The sequence below is a fragment of the Streptomyces anulatus genome, assembly GCF_014650675.1.
Taxonomy (GTDB): Bacteria; Actinomycetota; Actinomycetes; order Streptomycetales; family Streptomycetaceae; genus Streptomyces; species Streptomyces anulatus.
This window is the reverse complement of record NZ_BMVK01000020.1, coordinates 143,150-166,217: the sequence shown is the minus strand read 5'-3', so window position 1 is coordinate 166,217 and position 23,068 is coordinate 143,150. Positions and strand designations below refer to the sequence as shown.

Below are 23,068 nucleotides of genomic sequence, written 5' to 3'. Positions count from 1 at the left end.
GCCCTCAGGCGCCGACGTCGCGCCGCCGGAGGTCCTCCTGTGTCTCGCGCCGTATCAGCAGGCGTGCCGTGCCGTCGTGCACCGCGACGACCGGCGGCCGGCCGACGAGGTTGTAGGCGGAGGCCATGGACACCTGGTACGCGCCCGCCACCGGCACCGCGAGCAGGTCGCCGGAGCGGACGTCACCGGGCAGGAAGACATCGTCCGCGAGGATGTCGCCGGCCTCGCAGTGCCGGCCCACCACCGTGGCCGCGACCGGCCCGGCGGTGGCCGCGCGGCCGATCAGGCGCGGCGCGTAGCGGGCCCCGTACAGGGCCGGTCGCGGGTTGTCGCTCATGCCCCCGTCGACGGCCACGAACATGTTCGGGCCGGTGTGCTTGACGGAGAGGACGCGGTAGAGCGCCACCCCGGCCGGGGCCGCGATCGCCCGCCCGGGTTCGATGGCCAGCCTCGGCACGGGCAGGCCCGCCGCCGCGCAACCGGTGGCGAGTTCCGCGCCCAGCCGGCGTGCGAGGGCCGTCAGGTCGAGGGCGGCCTCCCCGGGCCGGTAGGCGACTCCGTGCCCGCCCCCCATGTCGAGCTCGGAGAACGTGACGCCGTGGCTGTCCTTGACCCGGGCCATCAGTCCGACCATGCGCCGCACGGCCACCAGATACGGCTTGGCGTCAGTGATCTGGGAGCCGATGTGGCAGTGCAGGCCGGTCAGTTCGAGCTGCGGCTGGCCGAGCACCCGGGCGATGGCGTGCTGGGCGGATCCGTCGGTGAGGGACAGGCCGAACTTCTGGCCGTCGGTACCGGTACGGATCTTCTCGTGGCCGCCCGCCGACACACCGGGCACCACCCGCACCATGACCTTCTGCCGCCCGGCGGGTCCGGTCAGCGCGGCGATCCGGGCGACCTCCGACGGGCTGTCGATGACGATCCGCCCGACCCCGAGCCGTAGCGCCGTCTCGATGTCACGCGGTGTCTTCGCGTTGCCGTGCAGCACCATCCGCTCCGGTGGGAACCCGGCGGCGTGGGCGAGTTCGAGTTCGCCGACGGAGCAGACGTCCAGCCCCAGGCCCTCCTCGTCGATCCACCGTGCCATCGCCCGGGACAGGAACGCCTTGGCCGCGTACAGCACGTGGGCTTCGGGAAAGGCGGCCCGGTAGGTCCGGCAGCGTGACCGCACCTCGTCCTCGTCCAGGACGTACACCGGAGTGCCGAACCGGTCGGCGAGGTCGCCGAGCGGGACCCCTCCGATGCTCAGGTGGCCGTGCGGGAGCCGGGCGGTGGAGGCGGGGAAGACGGACAGATCGTCCAGTCCCGTCGGGGGCTCGGTGAGAAGCGGAGCTGACATGGCGGCGTCTCCTCGGGAGGCGTGGGACGAAGCGCGGTTCACAGGGCGCGGACGGGCTCTTCGGCCGTGCTTGCCCGCACGGCGGTGACGGCCGGGGCCGAGAGGACCGGGTCGACGACGAGCCGGTCGACGCCGAGCGGCTCCGTGAGGGAGCGCAGGGCGGACTCGGCGAGCCTGATCGCGGGCTGGCCGGCGCCGAGGGTCGCGGTCAGCAGGGCGAGGCCGGTGAAGCCGACGGCGGTGCGCTCGCCCAGCGGAGTGCGGAACATCCGCAGCGCGGGGCCGGCGGCTTCCGGCCGGACGGGCACGTACAGGAGCCCGGTCCGGGCCTGTTCATCGGGGTCGGGGTCGTCGTCGTACGAGAAGAGGCACATGGGGTTCCCTCCGGATGAAGCCGTGATACGGCCGTTGTCCGGCCGCATGACGCCGAAGCTATGCCCGCCCCGGTACGGGGAGCCCTCTCGCCTGACGCGATATTGACGGGCATCGACCGGTTCATACGGATCGCTGACGCTCAAGGCCCCTCGCCCGCCCTTCAATGGAACTCCGGAACAGGACGAGTCGGGAGGCCGGACGGTGCGGCAGAGAATCGTGGTCGGCGTGAGCGGCTCCCCGGGGAGCCTGGCAGCCCTGCACCGGGCCGCCGCCGAGGCCCGGGAACGCAACGCGGAGCTGTACGCCGTGCTGGCCTGGCAGCTGCCCGGCGGCGGGCTGGGCGGCCGTGCCACCTATGGCGCCGCGCTGCTCCGGGAGTGCCGGGAAGCCGCTGTCGAGGACCTGCGCACCCTTCTTGACGGTGCGTTCGCCGTCAGGAGGCCGGGCGTCGCCCTGTCCGGGCTCGCCGTGCGCGGCGAGCCCGGGGCGGTTCTCGTCGAGGCGGCCGGGTCGGCCGACGGCCTCCTGGTCGTGGGCACGGGCTCACGTCGCAGATGGCTGTCCGCCCTGCGTCCGTCGGTGGCCCGCTACTGCCTGGCGCACGCGGTCTGCCCCGTTCTCGCGGTCCCCCCGAACCCGCTCGAAGCCGAACTCGCCGCCGTGCAGAGCCATTCCTGGACCCTGCCGCCCATGACCGGGGAGCGGAAGCTCTGAGCGGTGCACGCCTCGACCGCCTCCCCGTGAGGTGCCGCTGGTCAGCCCCGGCCGCGGGCCCGTCGTGACATCACCGCGCGCAGGACCCGGCGGCCCTCCGTGGACAGGTCCAGTGCCTTGCGGAGTCCGGCGCCGCTGCCCGCCGTGCCGGTGGTCTCCGCCAGGATCTCCAGGATGCGGACCTGCCGTTCCAGCTCTCCGGCGACCAGCGGCCCCACGGCGGCCGGTTCACCGCTGCGGGCCGCCTTGAGCAGGTGCTCCTCGTCCGGCGGCGTGTCCCCGTCCGGGGCGTCGAGCCGCCCGTGGATCCGGAGCGCGACCAGCGAACAGGCGTCCGCCCACTCCCGCAGCGGTACGGCGGCGAAGTCGGAGGGGGCGGCGCCGAGCATCGTCCGCACGAGCGCGGCCGGGCCGTCGGTGACGGACGCGTGCTCCATCCCCGTCCGCACCGCCGCCAGCCGGATGGCCCAATCCTGTCCGTTCTCGCAGCTCGCCCAGAGCGGGCGCAGGGGCTCCGCCCCGGGCCCCGCGAGCAGCGGCAGGCACCGGTCCAGGCAGGCCAGCGCCCCGGCGGCCAGTGCGCGCTCATCAGCTCGTTCGATCAGTTCCAGCAGACTCATCGACGTCTCCCTCGGTCTACCGGATACTGCGCCGAATGGCCGAAAATCGTCACTATGGGGTGGTGGACCCCGGGGCCGCCCGCTCGGGGCCGGTCGCCGTCTGCCGGGTACCGGCCCGTTCCACCTGCATCCGGGTCACCGCGCGTACGAAGACGATGGCGAGCACCGCGGCCACGGCGTCCAGCGCGTCGGCGGCCGCGACGAGGGCCGCCGCGTCGGAGACCTGCTCCGGCTCCCGGGCCCGGTCCCACTGGCTCACGGCGATCCGGGAGACGAGGACGGAGACGACCCAGCCGCCCCACCACAGGTTCAGCACCGTCTTGGGAACCGTGCGCCAACCGCCGTCGGGGTGCAGCCCGACGCTCGCCTCCCAGATGCCGCTCGCGACGCGGTAGGGGAACCAGAGATTGGCGACCGGGACGAACCAGCCGCCCACCGCCCAGCCCGGCCCCATCCGCTGCACGCCGGACTCGAAGACCTCGGCGTTCCGGCGGGTCCGGTGGAACCAGATGATGAAGAGGACGCCGGTGGCCAGGAACGCCGCCGTCTGGGCCGCCCCGGCACGGTCGTACAGCTCCTGCGCCCGCAGGCCGGGCCCGGTGTAGATGTTGAGGGACTCGTCCGCCGCCAGCCCCTCCCACAGGCTGCGCAGGTGCAGACCGGCGCCGATGACGAACAGGTCGCTCGCGATGACGCAGCCCAGCAGGGCGATCACCGCGCGGGACAGGCCGACGGGCGAGCGCGGCCAGGTGCCGACGCCCCAGCCGCCGGGGCCGGGGCCGGAGCCGGGGCCTGGCCCGAGCCCGGTCCCGGGGACCGGGGCCGTCGCGCCGTCGGGCAGCGGGGGCCGGGTGCCCGAGCAGAAGGTGCACAGCCCGTCGTCGGTCACGGCCGTTCTGATACGGCAACGGGTGCAGAGCATGGACATGGAGAAGTCCCCCCAAGGACGGGCCGGCGGTATGCGACCTCACGTCCCTCCCCAGGAGCGCGCGGTCGGCGGACCGTAGCCCGTGGACAGCGGCGCTGTCCACGGGCTCACGCACCGCCGGGGGGCTCCCCCGGCCTCACCCCGCGCTGCCGGTCCGCTTCGCCAGTTCCTGGAACTGCGCCCAGCTCAGCGCGGGTTTCCGCGGGTCCCACAGTTTCTGCGAGGTCGCCACCAGCGGCATCCGGATGCCGTCCGCCACCTGCTGGGTGGTCTGCGCGTTCGGCAGGTCGCCCCAGACGGCGAACCGGCCGCCGAGGATCTGCGGCGAGTAGCGCTCCGCCACGGGTTCGGTGCCGCGCATGACCAGCGGGGTCCACTGCTCGTAGATCCGCTCACCGGTCGGGTAGACGAACTCGTTGGGCTCGCCGAGCACGTAGTAGAGGAACTCGTCGTTGAGGTTCAGCATCTTGAAGCCCGCGGCGAGGTACTCCTGCGGCGGGCGGGCGCCGATCTCCTTGCCGGTCCAGTACTCGATCTCGATGTTCTCGTCGGCCTTGACCTTCGTGTCCCGGAAGAGCCCGTCGTTCCAGGCCTTGGCGGTCCGGCCCTTCGGGACGACGACGGCCGCGCGGTCGTTCAGCCAGCCGGTGGCCAGGTCCTCGATCGTGGCTCCGGCGCCGTGCTTCTCCTCCGCCGCGCGCTGGAGCTGCGGATAGGAGGCGGCCGGGTTCTGGACCGTCAGCGCCTGGTACTCGTCGGCGCCCAGGTGCCAGAAGCGCCCGGGGAACAGCTCGGTGTACTCGTCGAGGAGTTCGTCGATCAGCTTGGCCGCGCCCGGCTTCGAGATGTCGATGGAGCCCTTCGACTCCACACCCGCGGTGTTGCGCAGCTGGAGGTCGGGGTGGGCGGCCAGCACCGCGCCGAGGTGTCCGGGCGAGTCGATCTCGGGGACGACCTCGATGTGCCGGCTGTTGGCGAGGGCGACGATGCGGCGGACCTCGTCCTGGGTGAGGGCCTCGTCGGAGACCACCTCGGGGTGGGTCTTCGACTCGATCCGGAAGGCCTGGTCGTCGGAGAAGTGCAGGCCGAGCTGGTTGAGCTTGAGGTCGCCCATCTCGCGTATGCGGTCCTCTATCCACTCCGCGCTGTAGTGCTTGCGCGCGATGTCGAGGTTGAGCCCGCGCTGCGGCCGGTCCGGGCGGTCGTTGACGACGCCCTCGGGGACCGTGCTGTCCGCCTTGAGCGACTGCTTCAGGGTGCGGGTGCCGTAGAAGACGCCCGACTCGTCGGGTCCGGCGATCCGCACCTTCCGGTCGCGCACGGTGAGCGTGTACGACTCGGTGGGGCCCGCGTCCTTGTCGCCGAGCGCCAGCTCGACGTCTCCCGCCCGGGCCGGCTCGGCGCCCCGGTAGCGGACCTTCAGCTCCTTGGCGAGCAGCTCCGCCTCGTCGGCGAGCACCTGGCTGCCCTTGGCGATGACGACGGTGCTGTCCTCGCCCGGCTGCCAGCCGGGCCCCCGGGCCGGGGTGTGCTCGCGCACCGCGGGGATCGTGCTCGGTGTGCTGGACATCGGGTAGCTGCGGGAGGGCGACGGGGCGACGGCCTCGGCGGAGGTGCCGGAGGGCGACGCCGTGTCGCCGGACGATCCGCCGCCGGACCCGTCCGGCCAGACGACGACGGTGAGGGCGACGGCGGCTGCGGCCGTGACAGCCGCGCCGGTGACGAGGGCACCACGCGTGGGCGACATCGGGCAGATTCCTCCGTTGAGGGGGCGGGGGCGGGTGAAACGAGTGAATAGCGAATAGAACGTGTGAATAGGGTGCAAGGTTGGCATTTTTGCCACGGCCTCGCCCATCGAGGGATCCGGGGACCCGAACAGAACCCCGGTCGACGCAGGTCAGACGTCCATCACACGTTCCGAAACTCTCCCGTTCGGGTGATTCTTCTGCGGTCCGCCGGACGGCCGCCGACCGATCTCGCTAGCGTTGCGGCACATTCGTCTCTCCCTTCACTCCGGCCCCCACGGAAGTCACTCCCCCGCCGGGCAACCTCGGTGCACCCTGGCCTGTCTTCCAGGGACAGAGGGTTCCTGTTCGGGGCCCCGGAGTCATAGCTGTCGTTGACACGAGGAGTCCACGCTGTCCAGGTCCAGCGAGTCCCCCGCCGGCCTGCCGAAGCGATCCGCGCCCCCGGCCGGCCACCCGGCCGTGCCCGCGCAGCCGCGCCACCCGGTTCCGGCCGACGGCCCGGGAGCGCCGCCGGTCGATCACGCCGTCGGCCTCGCCCATTTCAACAGCCTGCCCTTCGCCGCCGCCGAGGCGGCCTTCCTGGAGTGCTGCGGCAGTCTCCGCTGGGCCCACCGGATGGCCGCCCACCGCCCCTACCCGGATCTCGGCGCTCTACTGGCCGCGTCCGACGAGGCGGGCTACGACCTCGCGCCCCGGGACATCGCGGAGGCCCTGGCCTCGGAGCCGGCCCCCTGCCTGCACCACGACGCTCCCCGCGCCGCCCATCTGGCGCTGCGGGCCGCGCACGCGGCGTACGAGAGCCGGTTCGGCCACGCCTTCGTGATCTGCCTGGACGCCTTTCACCCCTCCCAGCACGTGGACCAGGTGCTGGCCGGGATCCGGGTCCGGCTGGCGCACGACCCGGACGAGGAGCGGGCGGTGACCGCCGAGGAGCTGCGGCGACTCGCCCGGAGCCGGATCGTCGAGCTGGTGACGCCGGACCCCCTGCGGTAAGGGTCGCTCTAGCCCGTACGTGCCTGTTTGATTGCCACTTTGATCACACCAGAGGCCCCGGCGCGAACGAACCGACAATGCGTCGCTACGATGGCCGGGGCCGGTGGACCGTACCCGGCCGGGTCAGACCGACAGTCAAGCCGGCCGACCCCAATCCCCGCTCCCGGAGGGTTCTTCCGTGCCGGCTGGAACGCTGTACCGCGGCCGGGAAGGCATGTGGTCCTGGGTGGCTCATCGAGTCACCGGTGTCCTCATTTTCTTCTTCCTGTTCGTACATGTCCTGGACACCGCTCTCGTCCGCGTCTCCCCCGAGGCCTACGACGATGTCGTGGCCACGTACAAGACGCCGATCGTCGCGCTCCTCGAATACGGCCTCGTGGCCGCGATTCTCTTCCACGCGCTGAACGGTCTCCGGATCATCGCCGTGGACTTCTGGGCCAAGGGCCCGCGACTCCAGAAGCAGATGCTCTGGACCGTGGTGGGCATCTGGATCGTGCTGATGGTCGGGGCCCTGTACCCCGTCCTCGGTCACGCCGTACGCGACGTCTTCGGGAGCTGAGGCCCATGTCCAGTGAGACTTCTTCCGCAGCCGCGATCGGCGACGTCGAAGGCGTGAGCCTGTACGACGTCGACCACCCGGCCCCGGTGATCGAGCCCCCGCGCAAGCGCACGGGCAAGACCCCCAAGGGTTCGCGCACCAACTTCGAGATGTACGCCTGGCTCTTCATGCGCCTGTCGGGCATCGTCCTGGTCGTCCTCGTCCTCGGCCACCTGCTGATCCAGCTGGTGCTCGACGGCGGCGTCTCCAAGATCGGCTTCGCCTTCGTGGCGGGCCGCTGGGCCTCGCCGTTCTGGCAGGCCTGGGACCTGATCATGTTGTGGCTCGCCATGCTCCACGGCGGCAACGGCCTGCGCACGGTCATCAACGACTACGCCGAACGGGACAACACCCGCTTCTGGCTGAAGATGCTCCTGTACACCGCCACGGTGTTCACCGTCCTGCTGGGCACGCTGGTGATCTTCACCTTCGACCCGAACATCCGCTAGGCGCCGGGACAGAGGGACCAGAGGAAACCATGCAGATCCACAAGTACGACACCGTCATCGTCGGCGCCGGCGGCGCCGGCATGCGCGCGGCCATCGAGTCGACCAAGCGCAGCCGTACCGCCGTGCTGACGAAGCTCTACCCCACCCGCTCCCACACGGGCGCGGCGCAGGGCGGCATGGCCGCCGCGCTCGCCAACGTGGAGGAGGACAACTGGGAGTGGCACACCTTCGACACGATCAAGGGCGGCGACTACCTGGTCGACCAGGACGCCGCCGAGATCCTCGCGAAGGAGGCCATCGACGCCGTCCTCGACCTGGAGAAGATGGGCCTGCCGTTCGGCCGCACTCCCGAGGGCAAGATCGACCAGCGCCGCTTCGGTGGTCACACCCGCAGCCACGGTGAGGCCCCGGTCCGTCGCGCCTGCTACTCGGGCGACCGCACCGGCCACATGATCCTCCAGACGCTGTACCAGAACTGCGTCAAGGAGGGCGTGGAGTTCTTCAACGAGTTCTACGTCCTGGACCAGCTGATCACCGAGGTCGACGGGGTCAAGAAGTCCTCCGGCGTCGTCGCGTACGAGCTGGCGACCGGCGAGATCCACGTCTTCCAGGCGAAGTCGGTCATCTACGCCTCCGGCGGCACCGGCAAGTTCTTCAAGGTGACGTCGAACGCCCACACCCTGACCGGTGACGGCCAGGCCGCCTGCTACCGGCGCGGTCTGCCGCTGGAGGACATGGAGTTCTTCCAGTTCCACCCGACGGGCATCTGGCGCATGGGCATCCTGCTGACGGAGGGCGCCCGCGGTGAGGGCGGCATCCTCCGCAACAAGGACGGCGAGCGCTTCATGGAGAAGTACGCGCCGGTCATGAAGGACCTCGCGTCCCGTGACGTCGTCTCGCGCTCCATCTACACGGAGATCCGTGAGGGCCGCGGCTGCGGTCCGGCCGGTGACCACGTGTACCTGGACCTGACGCACCTGCCGCCGGAGCAGCTGGACGCCAAGCTCCCGGACATCACCGAGTTCGCGCGGACGTACCTCGGCATCGAGCCCTACACGGACCCGATCCCGATCCAGCCGACCGCGCACTACGCCATGGGCGGCATCCCGACCAACGTCGAGGGCGAGGTGCTGGCCGACAACACCACCGTCGTCCCGGGCCTGTACGCCGCCGGCGAGGTCGCCTGCGTGTCGGTGCACGGCGCCAACCGCCTGGGCACCAACTCGCTGCTCGACATCAACGTCTTCGGCAAGCGCTCGGGCATCGCCGCCGCCGAGTACGCGGCGAAGACCGACTTCGTCGAGCTGCCCGAGAACCCCGCCCAGCTGGTCGCCGACCAGGTCGAGCGGCTGCGGAGCTCCACCGGCACCGAGCGCGTCGCGACCCTGCGCCTGGAGCTCCAGGAGTGCATGGACGCCAACGTGATGGTGTTCCGCACCGAGCAGACGATCAAGACGGCGGTCGACAAGATCGCCGAGCTGCGCGAGCGGTACCTCAACGTGTCCATCCAGGACAAGGGCAAGCGGTTCAACACCGACCTGCTGGAGGCCATCGAGCTGGGCAACCTGCTCGACCTGGCCGAGGTCATGGCGGTCTCCGCGCTCGCCCGCAAGGAGTCCCGCGGCGGTCACTACCGCGAGGACTTCCCGAACCGCGACGACGTCAACTTCATGCGCCACACCATGGCGTACCGCGAGGTGGCCGCCGACGGCGCCGAGTCGATCCGGCTCGACTACAAGCCGGTCGTGACGACCCGCTACCAGCCGATGGAGCGTAAGTACTGATGGCTACCCCGACCCTGGACAAGACCGACAAGGCCGAGGCCGGCTTCGCCGACTCGCCGTTCATCACGGCCACGTTCCGGATCCGCCGCTTCAACCCCGAGGTGTCGGACGAGGTCCAGTGGCAGGACTTCCAGATCGAGATCGACCCGAAGGAGCGTGTCCTCGACGCCCTTCACAAGATCAAGTGGGAGCTCGACGGAACCCTGACGTTCCGCCGTTCCTGCGCCCACGGCATCTGTGGTTCCGACGCGATGCGGATCAACGGCAAGAACAGGCTCGCCTGCAAGACGCTGATCAAGGACATCAACCCGGACAAGCCGATCACGGTGGAGGCCATCAAGGGCCTCACGGTCCTCAAGGACCTCGTGGTCGACATGGACCCGTTCTTCCAGGCGTACCACGACGTCATGCCCTTCCTCATCACCAAGGGGAACGAGCCGACCCGCGAGCGTCTGCAGTCCGCCGAGGACCGCGAGCGGTTCGACGACACCACCAAGTGCATCCTGTGCGCCGCGTGCACGTCCTCGTGCCCGGTGTTCTGGAACGACGGCCAGTACTTCGGCCCGGCGGCGATCGTCAACGCGCACCGCTTCATCTTCGACTCGCGCGACGAGGGCGGCGAGCAGCGCCTGGAGATCCTCAACGACCGTGACGGCGTGTGGCGTTGCCGCACCACGTTCAACTGCACGGACGCCTGCCCGCGTGGCATCGAGGTCACCAAGGCGATCCAGGAGGTGAAGCGCGCGCTCATCACGCGTCGCTTCTGACCTTCCCGTAACACCTGTTACGTCGACGGGCCCCGCCCCCCGCAGCCTCACCGCTGCTGGGGGCGGGGCCTGTTGCTGCGCCGGGGCCGCACGGGCGGTACGGTTCAGCGGAGCTGAAGACCGAAAGAGAACGGGGATCGTCGTGAGCGAGCCGAATCCGTACGCGGACGACGCGTACAAGTGGGGCCCTCCCCAGCAGCCGGGCCACCAGCCCACCGTCGCCGACGGCCAGGGGTACGGCTACCCGGCGCCGGGCGCCCCGCCCGCGTACGGCTATCCGCAGCCGCTGCCGGATTCCGCGGCCCAGCCCGGTCCCGGTTACGGGTACCCCAACGCGGCGCAGCCGACGATGCCGGGCCAGTACCTCCCGGTGCCGCAGGGAGCGCCCGGCCAGGGCGGCGTCCCGGTGCTGTCGATCGGTGACATCACCGTGATGAGCGACGCGATCGTCACCCCGTCCGGGCCGATGCCGCTCAAGGGCGCGGTCTGGACGGCCACGGACATGTCGCGCACGGAGGAGAAGATCCCGACGCACGCGGTCGTGCTGGCGATCATCTTCGCCCTGTTCTGCCTGATCGGTCTGCTGTTCCTGCTGATGAAGGAGAAGCGGACCACCGGCTTCATCCAGGTCACGGTCACCAGCGGCGGCCGGCACCACTCGACGATGATCCCGGCCATGGGCCCGTACACCTTCCCGGCGGTCATGGGCCAGCTCAACCAGGCCCGCTCGATGAGCGCCTGACGCCCGGGACCCTCTGAGCCATCCCCTCCCCGGACCCCTTCTTGAACATGTTCAAGAAGGGGTCTATTGTCATGCCCGAAAGCATTTTTGAACGCGTTCAAGGGAGGGTGAGGCATGGACCTCACTGTTGTCGCGTACGTCATCTATCTGCTGATCACCGTGGCGCTCACCGTCTGGGTCGCCCGCACCCTCAGCCGTAACGGGCGGATCTTCCTCGCCGACGTGCTGCACGGGAACGAGAAGCTCGCCGAGGCCGTCAACCATCTGCTGGTGGTCGGCTTCTACCTGGTCAACCTCGGGTTCGTCACGCTCTACCTGAAGAACGCCGACGGGGTCGCCAACGCCCGCGAGCTCTTCGAGGCCCTCTCGGTGAAGGTGGGCGTGGTGCTGCTGGTGCTCGGTGTCATGCACCTGGGCAACGTCTGGGTCCTCAGCCGCATCCGCCGCCGCAGCGCCCTGGAGCGCGAGCAGACCCCGCCCCTGCCGCCGCAGGGCTGGACGCCCCCGGGTGCCCAGGGACCGTGGGCCGCGCCCGCACCGGGGCGGTGAGCCCGGTGACCGAGGCCGCGCCCGCGGCGGCGCCGGGACCCGCCCCGTACGCCGCCGGAGGGCCCGCGCCCGTACGCCGGATCACTGTGCTCTACGACGCGCAGTGCCCCCTCTGCGTCCACCTGCGGAACTGGCTCCAGCGGCAGCGGCAGCTCGTCCCGCTGGACCTCGTACCGGCCGGATCGGCCGAGGCGCGGCGGCGGTTCCCGGAGCTGGACCATGCGGCGACGCTGGCGGAGATCACCGTCGTCGGCGACCTGGGGCAGGTCTACCGGGAGGCCTCGGCCTGGATCGTCTGCCTGTGGGCGCTGGCCAAGTACCGCTCCAGGGCACACTGGCTGACCACCCCGGCGGGGCGGCCCTTCGCCCGGGGCACCGTCCTGGCCGCCGCCCGCTACCGCTCCCTGGCCCTCCCGCCCTGCGCCCCCGGGGTCCGGGAGTGCGCCGCCCCGCCCGGAGGACCGTGGGGGCCCCGTTAACCTTGGGCCCGTGGTGAAGGAAGAGAAGAACGTGCAGGAGAAGAAACCGGCCAAGGCCGCGAAGAGCGAGCAGACCCGCACGCTGATTCTCGAAACGGCGCTCCGGCTCTTCGCGGAGCGCGGCTACGACCGGACGACCATGCGGGCCATCGCCCAGGAGGCGGGCGTCTCGGTCGGGAACGCCTATTACTACTTCTCCTCGAAGGAGCACCTGGTCCAGGGCTTCTACGACCGGATCGCCGGCGAACACGCGGCGGCCGTCCGGCCCGTGCTGGAGGGCGACGGGGATCTGACCGTACGCGTCAGGGGCGTGCTGCTCGGCTGGCTGGACGTGGCGGAGCCGTACCACCGTTTCGCCGCCCAGTTCTTCAAGAACGCCGCCGATCCGGACAGCCCGCTCTCCCCGTTCTCCGAGGACTCGGCGGCCGCCCGCGACGCGGCGATCTCCATCCACGAGCGCTGCATCGCCGGGGCGGACGTCAAGAGCGACCCCGAACTGGCTCCGCTACTGCCGCAGTTGATGTGGCTGATGCAGATGGGGCTGGTGCTGTTCTGGGTGTACGACCGCAGCGAGGGCGCCGAGCGCAGCCGCCGACTGGTCGAGCGCACCGCGCCGATCGCCGCACGCGCCATCTCGCTCTCCCGGTTCCGGGTGCTGCGACCGCTCGTGCGGCAGATCCACGCGCTGCTGGTGGAGTTCCTGCCGGGTCCGCCGCAGGCGGCGGCAGAACGCCCCTGAGGCCCCTGCCGCCCCTGCCGGACGCGCCGGTCAGATCCGGCTGAGTTCCCACAGGCGCCAGGTACCGGTGCCTTCGGAGAGGTACTGGGAGCCCGCGACCTCGGACTTGGCGACGACGTAGTCCTTCTTCTGCCACAGCGGCAGCAGGGGGACGTCCTCGCCGACCAGCGACTGCATCTCCTTGAAGTCTCCGGAGGTGCGGCTGCGGTCGCTGAACTGCTGCGTGGCGGCGATCAGCTGGTCCATCTTCTTGCTGGAGTAGCCGCTGTGCAGGACGTTGCCGGTGCCGACGAGCGGCTGGCTGAAGGTGTCGGGGTCCGGGAAGTCGGGGAACCAGCCGACGGTGTACATGTCGTACTTACCGGCCGCGTACTCCTTCTGGTACTTCGTCCACTCCACGGCCTCGACCGAGACCTTGAACAGCCCGTCCTTCTCCAGCTGACGCCGGAGTTCGGCGGTCTCCTTGGTGTACATGTCGCCCTCGCGGTAGGCGAAGTTCACCGGGACCGGCGTCTTCGCTCCGGCCTGCTGGAGCAGCTGGGCGGCGCGCTTGGGGTCGGAGGAGGGGTAGGTGTCGAAGAAGGGGGTGCTGTGCCCGATGAAGCCGGTGGGGATCAGCGAGTACAGCGGGTCGACCGTGCCCTGGTAGACCTTCCGGACCAGGGGGCCCCGGTCGAGGAGCGCGGCGACGGCCTGGCGGACCTTCTTGTCCGCGAACGGCGTGCCCTCGCGGACGTTGAAGATGATGTTGCGGATCTCCGCGCTGGTCGCCTCGGTCACCCGCACGTCCGGGTCGTTCATGTTCAGTTCGGCGAGCGTCTCGGAGGGCAGCTGGCGGTGGGCGACGTCCACGTCACCGGCGTCCCAGGACGTCTGCAGGTCCTCGGAGGTCTTGAAGTAGCGGATGGTGACGGCCTGGCCGGTCTTCTTGAGCGCACCCTTGTACTTCAGGTTCGGCACCAGCTCGGCGCGGGTCCCGTGCTCGTACGACTTGAGGACGTACGGACCGGAGCCGTCGACCTGATTGCCCGAACGGATCTTGTCCTCGGGGTACTTGGTGGTGTCGACGATCGCCGCGGCGCCGGTGGCGATCTTCTGCGGGAAGGTCGCGTCCTTGCCGGACAGGTTGAACGTGATCGTGCGGCCCTCGGTCGTCACCGAGTCGAGCGTGGGGAAGAGCCCCGCGGGGCCGACGTCCGACTTGATCGTGAAGATCCGGTCGAAGGAGTGCTTGACGTCCTCGGCGGTGATCTTGCGGCCGTTGGTGAAGGTCAGGTCGTCACGGAGCTTGCACTGGTACGTCTGGAGCTTCTGCCCGACGAACCCGCAGCTCTCGGCGGCGTCCGGCTCCGGCGTGACCGCACCCGGCTTGAAGGTCATCAGCGACTGGTAGATGTTGCTGTAGATCGCCCAGGAACCCGCGTCGTACGCGCCGGCCGGGTCGAGGGAAGTGACGACGTCCGATGTCCCGACAGTGATCGCATCGGTCTTCGCCTCCCCCGACGGGAGCAGTTGCCAGGCACCGACGCCCGCTATCACCAATACCGCGAGAATCGCGAGAATCCGTACCCGGACCGACCGCATTGCCGTGCTCTCCCTTACCAGCCCCACCTCGGCGGTCGCGTTTGTGACGCGCACATCGCCGCATGTTCGCGCTTACCCAATCACACGATTTTCACATCTGGAAGAGTAAATGGGGCACTCACAGCCTTTTATTGGACACATGCCCGAACCTCTGTCCGAAAAGGCTGTTTCGCGTCTCCTACCTGCGAGTTTATGTAGCTGACGGTGACCCTTCGGTGTGGATTCCATGACGACGGAACCGAAGCTTCCGGGCCGTCGCAGCCGCAACGGAGGCCGCCGCGCTCTAGGCCTGACGGGAGGCCAGCTCCACGACGGTGATGTCGGAGGGGGCGCCCACCCGGACCGGCGGGCCCCAGGCGCCCGCACCGCGCGAGACGAAGAGCTGGGTGTCGCCGTAGCGTTCGAGCCCGGCGACGGTGGGGTTGGCCAGCTCGGCGAGGAAGTTGCCGGGCCAGAGCTGTCCGCCGTGGGTGTGGCCGGAGAGCTGGAGGTCGACGCCGTGCTCGACGGCGTCGTGGATGACGACGGGCTGGTGGGCGAGGAGGACGGCGGCCCGGCCGCGGTCCCGGTCGCCCAGCGCGCGGCCGAAGTCCGGCCCCTGCCCCTCGGTCTCACCCGCGATGTCGTTGACGCCGGCGAGGTCGAAGCCCTCGATCTCGACCCGGGCGTTCTCCAGCGGGTGCAGGCCCAGTTCGCGTACGTGATCGACCCATTGCCCGGCGCCGGAGAAGTACTCGTGGTTGCCGGTGACGAAGAAGCTGCCGTGCCGGGCGCGCAGGGCGGACAGCGGTTCGGCGGCGGAGCCCAGGTCCGCGACGGACCCGTCGACGAGATCCCCGACGACGGCGACCAGGTCGGGCGAGGTCGCGTTGATCGTGTCGACGATCCGGCGGGTGTGGGCGCGGCCGAGGATCGGGCCGATGTGGATGTCGCTGACCACGGCGATCCGGAAGCCGTGGGCGGCGCGGGGCAGTTTGGCCAGCGGGACGGTGATCCGCCTGACGCTGGGCCCGCGCAGCACGCCGTAGGTGCCGTACCCGACGGTGGCGAGGCCGGCGGCGGCCGCCGCGCCGCCGACGACCCGGGAGACGAAGAGCCGCCGGGAGGGGCCGGGGGCGAGGGTGGTGGCGGGGGCGGTGGCAGAGGTGGCCAGGGGTCCGGCGGCCGGTTCCGTTTCCCGTTCCCTCGCGGGTTCCGTCGCGGGCTCCGCCACGGGATCCGTCACGGATTCCGTGGCCGTACGCCCCGCCGCTTCCGAGCGGGCGGAGGTACCGGCCGAGTGGGACGGCACCAGCTCCTCGGTACGGGGGCGGGTCCCGTCCGGGACGTCGGCGGGGGTTCCGGTTCCCGTTCCGCTTTCCCCTGCCGGGCCCGCGGCGGCCGGCTCGCGAACGGTCCGGGCGCCGGCCCCCGGGGTCACCCCGTCGCGGCGGGCGAGGACCCGCAGGAGAACCGGGCGTACGACCTCGCCCACGAGGAGCGCCAGCGTCAGGTAGAGCAGGCACGCCAGCCACAGGAACCCCGGCCAGGCCAGCACCTGCTGGAGCCAGAAGGGCGCTCCCACCCGGCCGGACGTCATGGCGCCGATGCTCAGCAGGGGCAGGACGAAGGCCGCGACGGTGCCCGCCCTGCGCAGCGGGCTGCCCGGCGCCGTCGTGTCACCGACGAAGCGGCGCCACAGATACCGGTGCACGGCGCCGAGCAGCGCCAGCACCACGAGCCCCACCAGAGCGAAGACCACTGCTGCCATCCGAGCTTCCCCATGTTCCCGTCGTCATGCGCGGTCGTCGCGCAAAGCCCGGACTCCGCGCAACCCGATCACGCCGACCGCCGTCCCCAGAAGAAAGGACGTGATGGCGAGCAGCAGGTGCACCCAGAAGTACCCGGTCGGTTCGCCCGCGTCGTCGAAGGCGAGTCCGCTGCCGTCCTGCCACAGGTTCTTGACGAAAGTGATCCAGATGAACCAGCTCCACACCCCGAACGCGAGCAGGAACCAGGACACGCGGCGGCTGAGCTTCATGGGTCCAGTATCGCCGCCGCCCCCCGGCCCCCTCCTCCGGGGTGGCGTCCGAACGGGGCCGTCCCGGCGTTCCCTGCGGCGGGTCAGCCGGTCCGGGTCCGCATCCACACCTTCGCCCTGTACGTTTCCGACCGTGCCTGCTCTGAAAAAGATCGCCCTCACGGTCACCTCCGCCGCCTTGTTGTCCGGTTTCGTCCTCAGTCCCGCCTCGGCGGCCGACAAGGACAAGAGCGACGACAAACAGCCCAAGCCGCCGAGCATGATGTCCACCCTCGGCGGGGAGCAGCTCGGCAAGGCCGGCACCCAGGTCAATCTGGGCCCGGGTGCGCCGGTGCTGCCCAAGGAGCTGACCGGCCGGTCCTGGATCGTCGCGGACGCGGAGAACGGCGACGTCCTGGCGGCGCACAACTCGCACTGGCGGCTGCCGCCCGCCTCCACGATGAAGATGCTCTTCGCGGACACCGTCCTGCCCGCGCTCCAGCCCACCACCCTGACCCACAAGGTGACGGAGAGCGAGCTGGCCGGGGTCGGCGAGGGCAGCAGCCTGGTCGGGATCAAGGAGGACCACACCTACACGGTCCACGACCTGTGGCTCGGGGTGTTCCTGCGGTCGGGCAACGACGCGGTGCACGTCCTGTCGGAGATGTACGGCGGTGTCCCGAAGACGGTGGCCGCGATGCAGAAGCACGCCGAGGAGCTCCAGGCCCTGGACACCCGGGTGGTCTCGCCGGACGGGTACGACGCCCCGCGCCAGGTCTCCAGCGCCTACGACCTGACCCTGATCGCCCGCAGCGGACTCCAGAAGAAGGACTTCCGCGAGTACGCGGCGACCGCGTCGGCCGACTTCCCCGGCGAGGAGAAGAAGGGGAAGAAGCGCGACTCCTTCGAGATCCAGAACACCAACCGGCTGATCACCGGAGACATCGGCGTGGACCCGTACCAGGGCATCGCGGGCGTCAAGAACGGCTACACCACCCACGCGGGCAACACCTTCACCGGCGTCGCCGAGCGCAACGGCAAGGTCCTGCTGGTCACGGTCATGAACCCGTCGGCGGAGGAGAGCCACGCCGTCTACAAGGAGGCCGCGCACCTGCTCGACTGGGGCTTCGCCGCGAGCGGCAAGGTGACCCCGGTCGGCGAGCTGGTGCCGCCGAAGTCCGTGGACACCGGGACCGCGACCGGCGGCAAGGGCGCGGCGCCCGCCGCCGGAGCCGACCAGGGCTCGGGGGGCCAGGCGGAGGCCACGCACGCGTCGGCGGCCTCGGACGGCTCCAGCGGGGTCGGTATCGCCCTGGCGATCATCGGCGGTCTGCTGGTGTTCCTGGCCGGCGGGGTGTTCCTCGTCAACCGTCGCTGGCCGCTGACCGGCCTGGCCCGCCGCACCCCGCCGACGGCGGACCCGGCCGAGCCCGTCGACCCGGCCGCCTCGGCCGCACCGAGCGCACCGAGCGCACCGAGCGACAAGTCCTAGACGCGGGTGGAGCCGCCACGCTCCGTGGCGGCTCCGTCCGGGCCGGTCCCGTCCGCGCCGGGGTCCTGTTCGCCGCCCTCGCGGACCTCCTCGTCCTTGCTGCCGGTCGCCGTCCAGGCGGCGCAGAACAGCAGCAGCTTCGCGGTGAAGTTGATCCACAGGAGCAGCGCGATCGGCACGCCGAACGCGCCGTACATGCTCTTGCCCGCGACCTCCCGCATATAGCTGCCGAGCAGCAGCTTGAGCAGTTCGAAGCCGACCGCCCCGAGCAGGGCCGCGACCACCAGCCGCCGCCGGGGCGGCTCCACGCCGGGCAGCAGTGTCAGCAGATAGAGGAGCAGCAGGAAGTCGGCGACGACCGCGACCGCCAGGGCGGCCACCCGCAGCAGGATGCCGCCGGCCCCGTCCTCGGGGATGCCGATCAGGTCGGCGGTCCGGCCGACCGCCGTCGAGCCGATGGTGGAGACCGCCAGGGTGGCGAGCGCCGCGCCGCCGAGGCCGACCAGCAGCACGGCGTCCTTCACCTTGGCGACGACGGGATTGGCCTGCTGGACGTCGTCCAGTTCCCAGACGGCGCGCAGACACTCCCGCATCGAGCCGACCCAGCCGACACCCGTGAACAGCAGCAGCGCACCGGCCACCAGGCCGACCGTGCCCGCGTTGGCGATCAGCCCGTCGATGCCCAGCTGGTCGGAGATGCCCGGCACCTGGTCGGCGAGCTTGTCCTTGATGGTGTCGACCTGCTCGTCGCTCAGCAGGGCGGCGGCGACGGCGGCGCCGACCGCGATCAGCGGGAAGAGGGCCAGGAAGCTGATGAAGGTGATCGCCGCCGCGAGCCTGGCCCAGTGGACCCGGTCCAGCCGCTCGTAGGAACGCCACGCGTGCGTCTCCATCAGCCGGGCGACCAGGGGCCCGATCACCGGGAGTTTCTTCAGCCAGTCCATGACGTCACGCGTACCCTCCTGGGCCCGGAACATCGACGGCCCGCCCCGGACTCTCCCGGACACGTCCGGCGGAACTCCGCCACGCTCCGCTGACACTCGCTCCATCACCCGTTCCGGTGAGCGAATTCACCAATGCCGCGAAGGGGATTTCCCGGACGATACGGTCACCCTCATGTCCGTCGACACGGTGTCCTTGAGCGGCTGGGGCCGCACCGCCCCGACGACCGCCGTGCGGTTCCGCCCCCGCACCCACGAGGAGGCTGCCGCCGCCGTCCGGGGGCGCGGGCCCCGGGGCGTCATCGCGCGCGGGCTGGGGCGGTCGCCCGGGGACGCGGCGCAGAACGCCGGCGGCTCGGTGCTCGACCTGACCGGCCTGGCCCGGATCGGCGGTGTCGACGCCAGCGGCGCGCTGCACTGCGACGCGGGGGTGAGCCTGGAGCGGCTGCTGCGGGTCCTGCTGCCGCTCGGCTGGCTCCCGCCGGTCGTGCCCGGGACCGGCAGGGTGACGGTCGGCGGGGCGATCGCCTCCGATCTGCCCGGCCTCGACCACCGCCGCTCGGGCTCGTTCGCCCGGCATGTGAGCGCCCTGGAACTGCTCACCGCCGACGGCGAGGTGCGTACGGTGCTGCCGGGTACCGCCCTCTTCGACGCCACCGCCGGGGGCCTGGGGCTGACCGGGGTGATCCTGGGCGCCACCCTGCGCCTCCGGCGCGTGCCGACGGCACTGATGTCCGTCTCCACCGAGCGCGCCGAGGACCTGGACGATCTGCTGGCCCGCTTCACCGCGGGCGGCGACCGGCTGCCGTACGCCTCCGCCTGGATCGACCTGACGGCCCGGGGCCGGGCGACCGGACGCGGGATCCTCACCCGGGGGGAGCACGCGACCCCTGACATGCGCCCGGCGCACGCGGGGCGCACTCTGCTCTCCCCGCGTTCCGGAGGGGCCCGGGGACGGTTCCGGCTCCCCGGCTGCCCACCGGTGCCCGGCGGGCTGTTCGGCCCGGCACCGGCCGCCCTGTACAACGAGGTCCGCTACCGCGGCGCACCCCGCGCGCGGACCGGTGAGCTCCGGCCGGTCGGCGCCTTCTTCCACGCCGCGGACGCCTACCCGGACGCGAACCTGCTGTACGGCCGGGGCGGTCTGGTGCGGTACCGGTTCACCGTCGGATACGGCCAGGAGGAGACCCTGCACCGGGTCGTGCGGCGGATCGCGGGACGCCGGGGCCCCGCCGTGCGGGCCGTGCTCCAACGGTTCGGGGCGGCGGACCCCGGAGGGCTGTCGTTCGCCGCGCCCGGCTGGTCGCTGGCCCTGGATCTGCCCGCCGCGCTGCCCGGGCTGGCCCGCTTCCTTGACGACGTGGACGAGGAGGTGGCCGCCGCCGGGGGCCGGGTCTGCCTGGCGAAGGACTCCCGGATGCGGCCGGAGGCGGCGGCCGCGATGTACCCGGGTCTTGCGGGCTTCCAGGAGCTGCGGGCGCGGCTGGACCCGACGGAGGCGTTCCGCTCCGACCTGTCGCGCCGGCTCGGGCTGTAGACCTCCCCCTCTCCCTCCTCCACCCTCCACCCCCACTCCATCTGACCAGGAGATTTACGTGAAGGATGCCTTCGGCGCCCCGCAGTCCCTGCTCGTCCTCGGCGGCACCTCCGAGATCGCCCTGGCCACCGCCCGCCGGCTGATCGCCCTGCGCACCCGCCGGGTCTGGCTGGCCGGGCGCCCCTCCCCCGCCCTGGAGTCGGCCGCCGCCGAGCTGCGCGGCCGGGGGGCGGACGTGCGGACCGTCGACTTCGACGCGCTGGACTCCGCCTCCCACGAGGTCGTCCTCGGCAAGGTCTTCGCGGAGGGCGACATCGACGTGGTGCTGATGGCGTTCGGGGTCCTCGGCGATCAGGCGCGGGACGAGGAGGAGCCGATGGCCGCCGTCCGGGTCGCCCAGACCAACTACACGGGGGCGGTCTCCGCCGGGCTGGTGTGCGCCGGCGCACTTCAGGCGCAGGGGCACGGTTCGCTGGTGGTGCTGTCCTCGGTGGCCGGGGAGCGCGCCCGGCGCGCGGACTTCATCTACGGCTCCAGCAAGGCGGGCCTCGACGCGTTCGCGCAGGGGCTCGGCGACGCGCTCCAGGGGACCGGGGTGCAGGTGATGGTCGTCCGCCCCGGCTTCGTCCGGACCCGGGCCACGGCGGGGCGGCCGGAGCAGCCGCTCGCGACCGGCCCGGAGGAGGTCGCGGCGGCGATCGTCACGGGGCTGCGGCGGCGCTCGGAGACGGTGTGGGTGCCCGGTTCGCTCCGGGTGGTGATGGCGGCGCTGCGGCACGTCCCGCGCCCGCTGTTCCGCCGGCTGCCGGTCTAGGGCCTGCGGCCCCGGGTGCTCAGGGCCGTAGCGACGGGGCCGACGGCTCGTCGATCGTGTAGCCGCCCTGGGCGGGGACCGCGGGCGCCCCGCCGCCCCCGCCGAACGGGAAGTCCCTGATCTTGCGCCAGACGGCGTCCGGGCCCTGCTCGTACAGCGAGAAGGATCCGCAGGTCCAGGCGGCCTCGTAGTCGGCGAGCTCCTCGTAGGCCCGGTCCATGGCCTCCTCGGCGATGCCGTGGGCCACGGTGACGTGCGGGTGGTACGGGAACTGGAGCTCGCGCACCAGGGGGCCGGAGGCGTCCCGTACCCGCTTCTGGAGCCAGGCACAGGCCGAGGCGCCCGCGGCGACCTGGACGAAGACGACCGGCGACAGCGGGCGGAAGGTGCCGGTGCCGGACAGCCGCATCGGGAACGGCCGGCCGGCCGTGGCGATCCTGTCGAGGTGCGCCTCGATCGCCGGCAGGTCGGCCGACTCCGCCTCGGTCGGCGGGAGCAGGGTGACGTGGGTGGGAATGCCGAAGGCGGCAGGGTCCCCGAAGCTCGCGCGGCGATCCTGGAGCAGGCTGCCGTAGGGCTCCGGGACCGCGATCGAAACGCCGAGCGTTACGGTCCCCACGTCGTTCTCCTCCACCGTCGATAGTCGATTTCCGGTCATGCCGCGTGGGCCAGGTTTCCGGCCCACACGTTCCGTCGCCGCAAGTGTGACCCCTCCGGCCATGATCTCGCCAGGGTCCTTGGACTCAGTGCTTGGCGGGCAGGAGTCCCATCCGGTCGTACGTCTGCGCCAGGGTCTCCGCGGCGACGGCCCTGGCCTTCTCCGCTCCCTTGGCCAGGATGGCATCCAGCGTCTCCGGGTCGTCCAGATACTGCTGGGTGCGAGCCCGGAAAGGAGTGACGAATTCCACCATGGCCTCGGCCAGATCGGTCTTCAGCGCACCGTAGCCCTTGCCCTCGTAACTACGTTCCAGGTCCTCGACGGAGCTGCCGGAGAGGGTGGAGAGGATCGTGAGGAGGTTGCTGACGCCCGGCTTCTTCTCGGCGTCGAACCGGATCACCGTGTCGGTGTCGGTGACCGCGCTCTTCACCTTCTTCGCCGTGACCTTCGGGTCGTCGAGCAGGTTGATGAGGCCCTTCGGCGTGGAGGCCGACTTGCTCATCTTGACCGCCGGGTCCTGGAGGTCGAAGATCTTCGCCGTCTCCTTGAGGATGTACGGCGCGGGGACGGTGAACGTCTGGCCGTACCGGCCGTTGAACCGCTCGGCGAGGTCGCGGGTCAGCTCGATGTGCTGGCGCTGGTCCTCGCCCACCGGGACCTGGTTCGCCTGGTAGAGCAGGATGTCCGCGACCTGGAGCACCGGGTAGGTGAAGAGGCCGACGGTGGCCCGGTCGGCGCCCTGCTTGGCGGACTTGTCCTTGAACTGCGTCATCCGGGAGGCCTCGCCGAAGCCGGTGAGGCAGTTCATCACCCAGCCGAGCTGGGCGTGCTCGGGCACATGGCTCTGGACGAAGAGCGTGCAGCGCTCCGGGTCCACACCGGCCGCCAGCAGCTGCGCCACGGCGAGCCGGGTGTTGGCCCGCAGCTCGGCGGGGTCCTGCGGGATCGTGATCGCGTGCAGGTCCACGACCATGTAGAAGGCGTCGTGGGCCTCCTGCAGCGCCACCCACTGGCGCACCGCGCCCAGGTAGTTGCCGAGGTGGAACGAGCCTGCGGTGGGCTGGATCCCGGAGAGCACGCGCGGACGGACGGCCGCACCGGTGCGGCCCGTCTGCGGCTGGTCGGTGGGGAGCGAGGGGCGATCAGAGGCCATGGCCCCATTGTCTCAGGTACGGGGGCGATCTCCGGCAGCCGGTGCGGGGCGGAGAGGGCGCGTACC

At 71.3% G+C, this 23,068-nt stretch carries 24 protein-coding genes; 13 read left to right on the top strand and 11 right to left on the bottom strand.

What is annotated here, in order from left to right; all coding sequences use genetic code 11:
- Positions 1–4: 4 nt before the first annotated feature.
- A complete protein-coding gene (gene lysA, locus IE272_RS34010; RefSeq protein WP_190009497.1) occupies positions 5–1,339 on the bottom strand; it encodes a diaminopimelate decarboxylase in 1,335 nt (444 codons plus the stop codon).
- 38 nt (positions 1,340–1,377) lie between these two features.
- Entirely contained in the window at positions 1,378–1,713 is a 336-nt protein-coding gene (locus IE272_RS34005) for an SAV_915 family protein (protein WP_057665375.1), read from the bottom strand.
- A gap of 202 nt (positions 1,714–1,915) precedes the next feature.
- On the opposite strand from IE272_RS34005, the gene IE272_RS34000 reads away from it, so the two are divergent.
- The gene (locus tag IE272_RS34000) at positions 1,916–2,428 is read left to right on the top strand and encodes a universal stress protein (protein ID WP_190009495.1); all 513 of its coding nucleotides are present in this window, start codon (positions 1,916–1,918) and stop codon (positions 2,426–2,428) included.
- Positions 2,429–2,469: 41 nt separating this feature from the next.
- Here the strand turns inward: IE272_RS34000 and IE272_RS33995 are convergent, their stop codons facing one another.
- The 3 genes from IE272_RS33995 to IE272_RS33985 form a co-directional block, all read right to left on the bottom strand.
- On the bottom strand, positions 2,470–3,048 hold the full coding sequence (locus tag IE272_RS33995) for a hypothetical protein (RefSeq protein WP_056701032.1): 579 nt from the start codon (positions 3,046–3,048) through the stop codon (positions 2,470–2,472).
- Between the two features lie 52 nt (positions 3,049–3,100).
- On the bottom strand, positions 3,101–3,970 hold the full coding sequence (locus tag IE272_RS33990) for a DUF4328 domain-containing protein (RefSeq protein WP_098892723.1): 870 nt from the start codon (positions 3,968–3,970) through the stop codon (positions 3,101–3,103).
- Positions 3,971–4,112: 142 nt separating this feature from the next.
- On the bottom strand, positions 4,113–5,723 hold the full coding sequence (locus IE272_RS33985) for a beta-N-acetylhexosaminidase (protein ID WP_190009493.1): 1,611 nt from the start codon (positions 5,721–5,723) through the stop codon (positions 4,113–4,115).
- 460 nt (positions 5,724–6,183) lie between these two features.
- Here IE272_RS33985 and IE272_RS33980 point away from each other — a divergent pair, with 460 nt between their 5' ends.
- From IE272_RS33980 to IE272_RS33940, 9 genes are all read left to right on the top strand, one after another.
- Positions 6,184–6,717 (top strand): 2-oxo-4-hydroxy-4-carboxy-5-ureidoimidazoline decarboxylase, encoded by a 534-nt coding sequence (locus tag IE272_RS33980; RefSeq protein WP_190009491.1) that lies wholly within the window; start codon positions 6,184–6,186, stop codon positions 6,715–6,717.
- 178 nt (positions 6,718–6,895) lie between these two features.
- On the top strand, positions 6,896–7,276 hold the full coding sequence (gene sdhC / locus IE272_RS33975; RefSeq protein ID WP_073740310.1) for a succinate dehydrogenase, cytochrome b556 subunit: 381 nt from the start codon (positions 6,896–6,898) through the stop codon (positions 7,274–7,276).
- Between the two features lie 5 nt (positions 7,277–7,281).
- On the top strand, positions 7,282–7,764 hold the full coding sequence (locus tag IE272_RS33970; protein WP_050356981.1) for a succinate dehydrogenase hydrophobic membrane anchor subunit: 483 nt from the start codon (positions 7,282–7,284) through the stop codon (positions 7,762–7,764).
- A gap of 29 nt (positions 7,765–7,793) precedes the next feature.
- The gene (sdhA, locus tag IE272_RS33965) at positions 7,794–9,548 is read left to right on the top strand and encodes a succinate dehydrogenase flavoprotein subunit (RefSeq protein ID WP_050356980.1); all 1,755 of its coding nucleotides are present in this window, start codon (positions 7,794–7,796) and stop codon (positions 9,546–9,548) included.
- On the top strand, positions 9,548–10,315 hold the full coding sequence (locus tag IE272_RS33960) for a succinate dehydrogenase iron-sulfur subunit (protein ID WP_050356979.1): 768 nt from the start codon (positions 9,548–9,550) through the stop codon (positions 10,313–10,315). Before sdhA ends, IE272_RS33960 begins: the two co-directional genes overlap by 1 nt.
- Before the next feature lie 142 nt (positions 10,316–10,457).
- Entirely contained in the window at positions 10,458–11,057 is a 600-nt protein-coding gene (locus IE272_RS33955) for a hypothetical protein (protein WP_190009489.1), read from the top strand.
- A 114-nt stretch (positions 11,058–11,171) separates the two neighbouring features.
- Positions 11,172–11,606 carry a hypothetical protein gene (locus IE272_RS33950; RefSeq protein WP_050356977.1) on the top strand — a complete coding sequence of 145 codons (435 nt, stop codon included), beginning with the start codon at positions 11,172–11,174 and terminating at the stop codon, positions 11,604–11,606.
- On the top strand, positions 11,579–12,085 hold the full coding sequence (locus IE272_RS33945) for a thiol-disulfide oxidoreductase DCC family protein (RefSeq protein ID WP_190009487.1): 507 nt from the start codon (positions 11,579–11,581) through the stop codon (positions 12,083–12,085). Before IE272_RS33950 ends, IE272_RS33945 begins: the two co-directional genes overlap by 28 nt.
- A 10-nt stretch (positions 12,086–12,095) precedes the next feature.
- Positions 12,096–12,824: a TetR/AcrR family transcriptional regulator gene (locus IE272_RS33940; RefSeq protein WP_050356976.1), complete on the top strand. Its 729-nt coding sequence runs from the start codon at positions 12,096–12,098 to the stop codon at positions 12,822–12,824.
- Positions 12,825–12,854: 30 nt separating this feature from the next.
- On the opposite strand, the gene IE272_RS33935 is transcribed toward IE272_RS33940, so the two are convergent.
- The 3 genes from IE272_RS33935 to IE272_RS38935 all read right to left on the bottom strand — a co-directional run bounded on the left by IE272_RS33935 (position 12,855) and on the right by IE272_RS38935 (position 16,428).
- Entirely contained in the window at positions 12,855–14,408 is a 1,554-nt protein-coding gene (locus IE272_RS33935; protein WP_050356975.1) for an ABC transporter substrate-binding protein, read from the bottom strand.
- 283 nt (positions 14,409–14,691) lie between these two features.
- A complete protein-coding gene (locus tag IE272_RS33930; protein WP_190009523.1) occupies positions 14,692–16,149 on the bottom strand; it encodes a metallophosphoesterase in 1,458 nt (485 codons plus the stop codon).
- 33 nt (positions 16,150–16,182) lie between these two features.
- Positions 16,183–16,428, bottom strand: coding sequence for an SCO4848 family membrane protein (locus IE272_RS38935; protein ID WP_032794318.1), 246 nt, complete (start codon positions 16,426–16,428; stop codon positions 16,183–16,185).
- A gap of 133 nt (positions 16,429–16,561) precedes the next feature.
- Here IE272_RS38935 and IE272_RS33925 point away from each other — a divergent pair, with 133 nt between their 5' ends.
- Positions 16,562–17,899: a D-alanyl-D-alanine carboxypeptidase family protein gene (locus IE272_RS33925; protein ID WP_229897913.1), complete on the top strand. Its 1,338-nt coding sequence runs from the start codon at positions 16,562–16,564 to the stop codon at positions 17,897–17,899.
- On the opposite strand, the gene IE272_RS33920 is transcribed toward IE272_RS33925, so the two are convergent.
- Positions 17,896–18,843 carry a YihY/virulence factor BrkB family protein gene (locus tag IE272_RS33920; protein WP_229897911.1) on the bottom strand — a complete coding sequence of 316 codons (948 nt, stop codon included), beginning with the start codon at positions 18,841–18,843 and terminating at the stop codon, positions 17,896–17,898. The genes IE272_RS33925 and IE272_RS33920 overlap by 4 nt on opposite strands.
- A 172-nt stretch (positions 18,844–19,015) precedes the next feature.
- On the opposite strand from IE272_RS33920, the gene IE272_RS33915 reads away from it, so the two are divergent.
- Entirely contained in the window at positions 19,016–20,377 is a 1,362-nt protein-coding gene (locus IE272_RS33915) for an FAD-binding protein (RefSeq protein ID WP_190009484.1), read from the top strand.
- 58 nt (positions 20,378–20,435) lie between these two features.
- Entirely contained in the window at positions 20,436–21,191 is a 756-nt protein-coding gene (gene dprE2, locus IE272_RS33910) for a decaprenylphospho-beta-D-erythro-pentofuranosid-2-ulose 2-reductase (RefSeq protein ID WP_050356971.1), read from the top strand.
- Between the two features lie 19 nt (positions 21,192–21,210).
- Here dprE2 and IE272_RS33905 read toward each other — a convergent pair whose 3' ends face one another.
- The gene (locus IE272_RS33905) at positions 21,211–21,810 is read right to left on the bottom strand and encodes a 2'-5' RNA ligase family protein (protein ID WP_050357780.1); all 600 of its coding nucleotides are present in this window, start codon (positions 21,808–21,810) and stop codon (positions 21,211–21,213) included.
- 124 nt (positions 21,811–21,934) lie between these two features.
- Positions 21,935–22,927, bottom strand: a complete 993-nt coding sequence (trpS, locus tag IE272_RS33900) for a tryptophan--tRNA ligase (RefSeq protein ID WP_050357779.1) — start codon at positions 22,925–22,927, stop codon at positions 21,935–21,937.
- Positions 22,928–23,068 lie beyond the last annotated feature (141 nt).

What these genes read in the sequence shown, in the direction of transcription:
- lysA (WP_190009497.1), bottom strand. Translation starts at nt 1,339, where the DNA reads ATGTCAGCTCCGCTTCTCACCGAGCCCCCGACGGGACTGGACGATCTG.
- IE272_RS34005 (WP_057665375.1), bottom strand. Translation starts at nt 1,713, where the DNA reads ATGTGCCTCTTCTCGTACGACGACGACCCCGACCCCGATGAACAGGCC.
- IE272_RS33995 (WP_056701032.1), bottom strand. Translation starts at nt 3,048, where the DNA reads ATGAGTCTGCTGGAACTGATCGAACGAGCTGATGAGCGCGCACTGGCC.
- IE272_RS33990 (WP_098892723.1), bottom strand. Translation starts at nt 3,970, where the DNA reads ATGCTCTGCACCCGTTGCCGTATCAGAACGGCCGTGACCGACGACGGG.
- IE272_RS33985 (WP_190009493.1), bottom strand. Translation starts at nt 5,723, where the DNA reads ATGTCGCCCACGCGTGGTGCCCTCGTCACCGGCGCGGCTGTCACGGCC.
- IE272_RS33970 (WP_050356981.1), top strand. Translation starts at nt 7,282, where the DNA reads ATGTCCAGTGAGACTTCTTCCGCAGCCGCGATCGGCGACGTCGAAGGC.
- sdhA (WP_050356980.1), top strand. Translation starts at nt 7,794, where the DNA reads ATGCAGATCCACAAGTACGACACCGTCATCGTCGGCGCCGGCGGCGCC.
- IE272_RS33960 (WP_050356979.1), top strand. Translation starts at nt 9,548, where the DNA reads ATGGCTACCCCGACCCTGGACAAGACCGACAAGGCCGAGGCCGGCTTC.
- IE272_RS33950 (WP_050356977.1), top strand. Translation starts at nt 11,172, where the DNA reads ATGGACCTCACTGTTGTCGCGTACGTCATCTATCTGCTGATCACCGTG.
- IE272_RS33935 (WP_050356975.1), bottom strand. Translation starts at nt 14,408, where the DNA reads ATGCGGTCGGTCCGGGTACGGATTCTCGCGATTCTCGCGGTATTGGTG.
- IE272_RS38935 (WP_032794318.1), bottom strand. Translation starts at nt 16,428, where the DNA reads ATGAAGCTCAGCCGCCGCGTGTCCTGGTTCCTGCTCGCGTTCGGGGTG.
- IE272_RS33920 (WP_229897911.1), bottom strand. Translation starts at nt 18,843, where the DNA reads ATGGACTGGCTGAAGAAACTCCCGGTGATCGGGCCCCTGGTCGCCCGG.
- IE272_RS33915 (WP_190009484.1), top strand. Translation starts at nt 19,016, where the DNA reads ATGTCCGTCGACACGGTGTCCTTGAGCGGCTGGGGCCGCACCGCCCCG.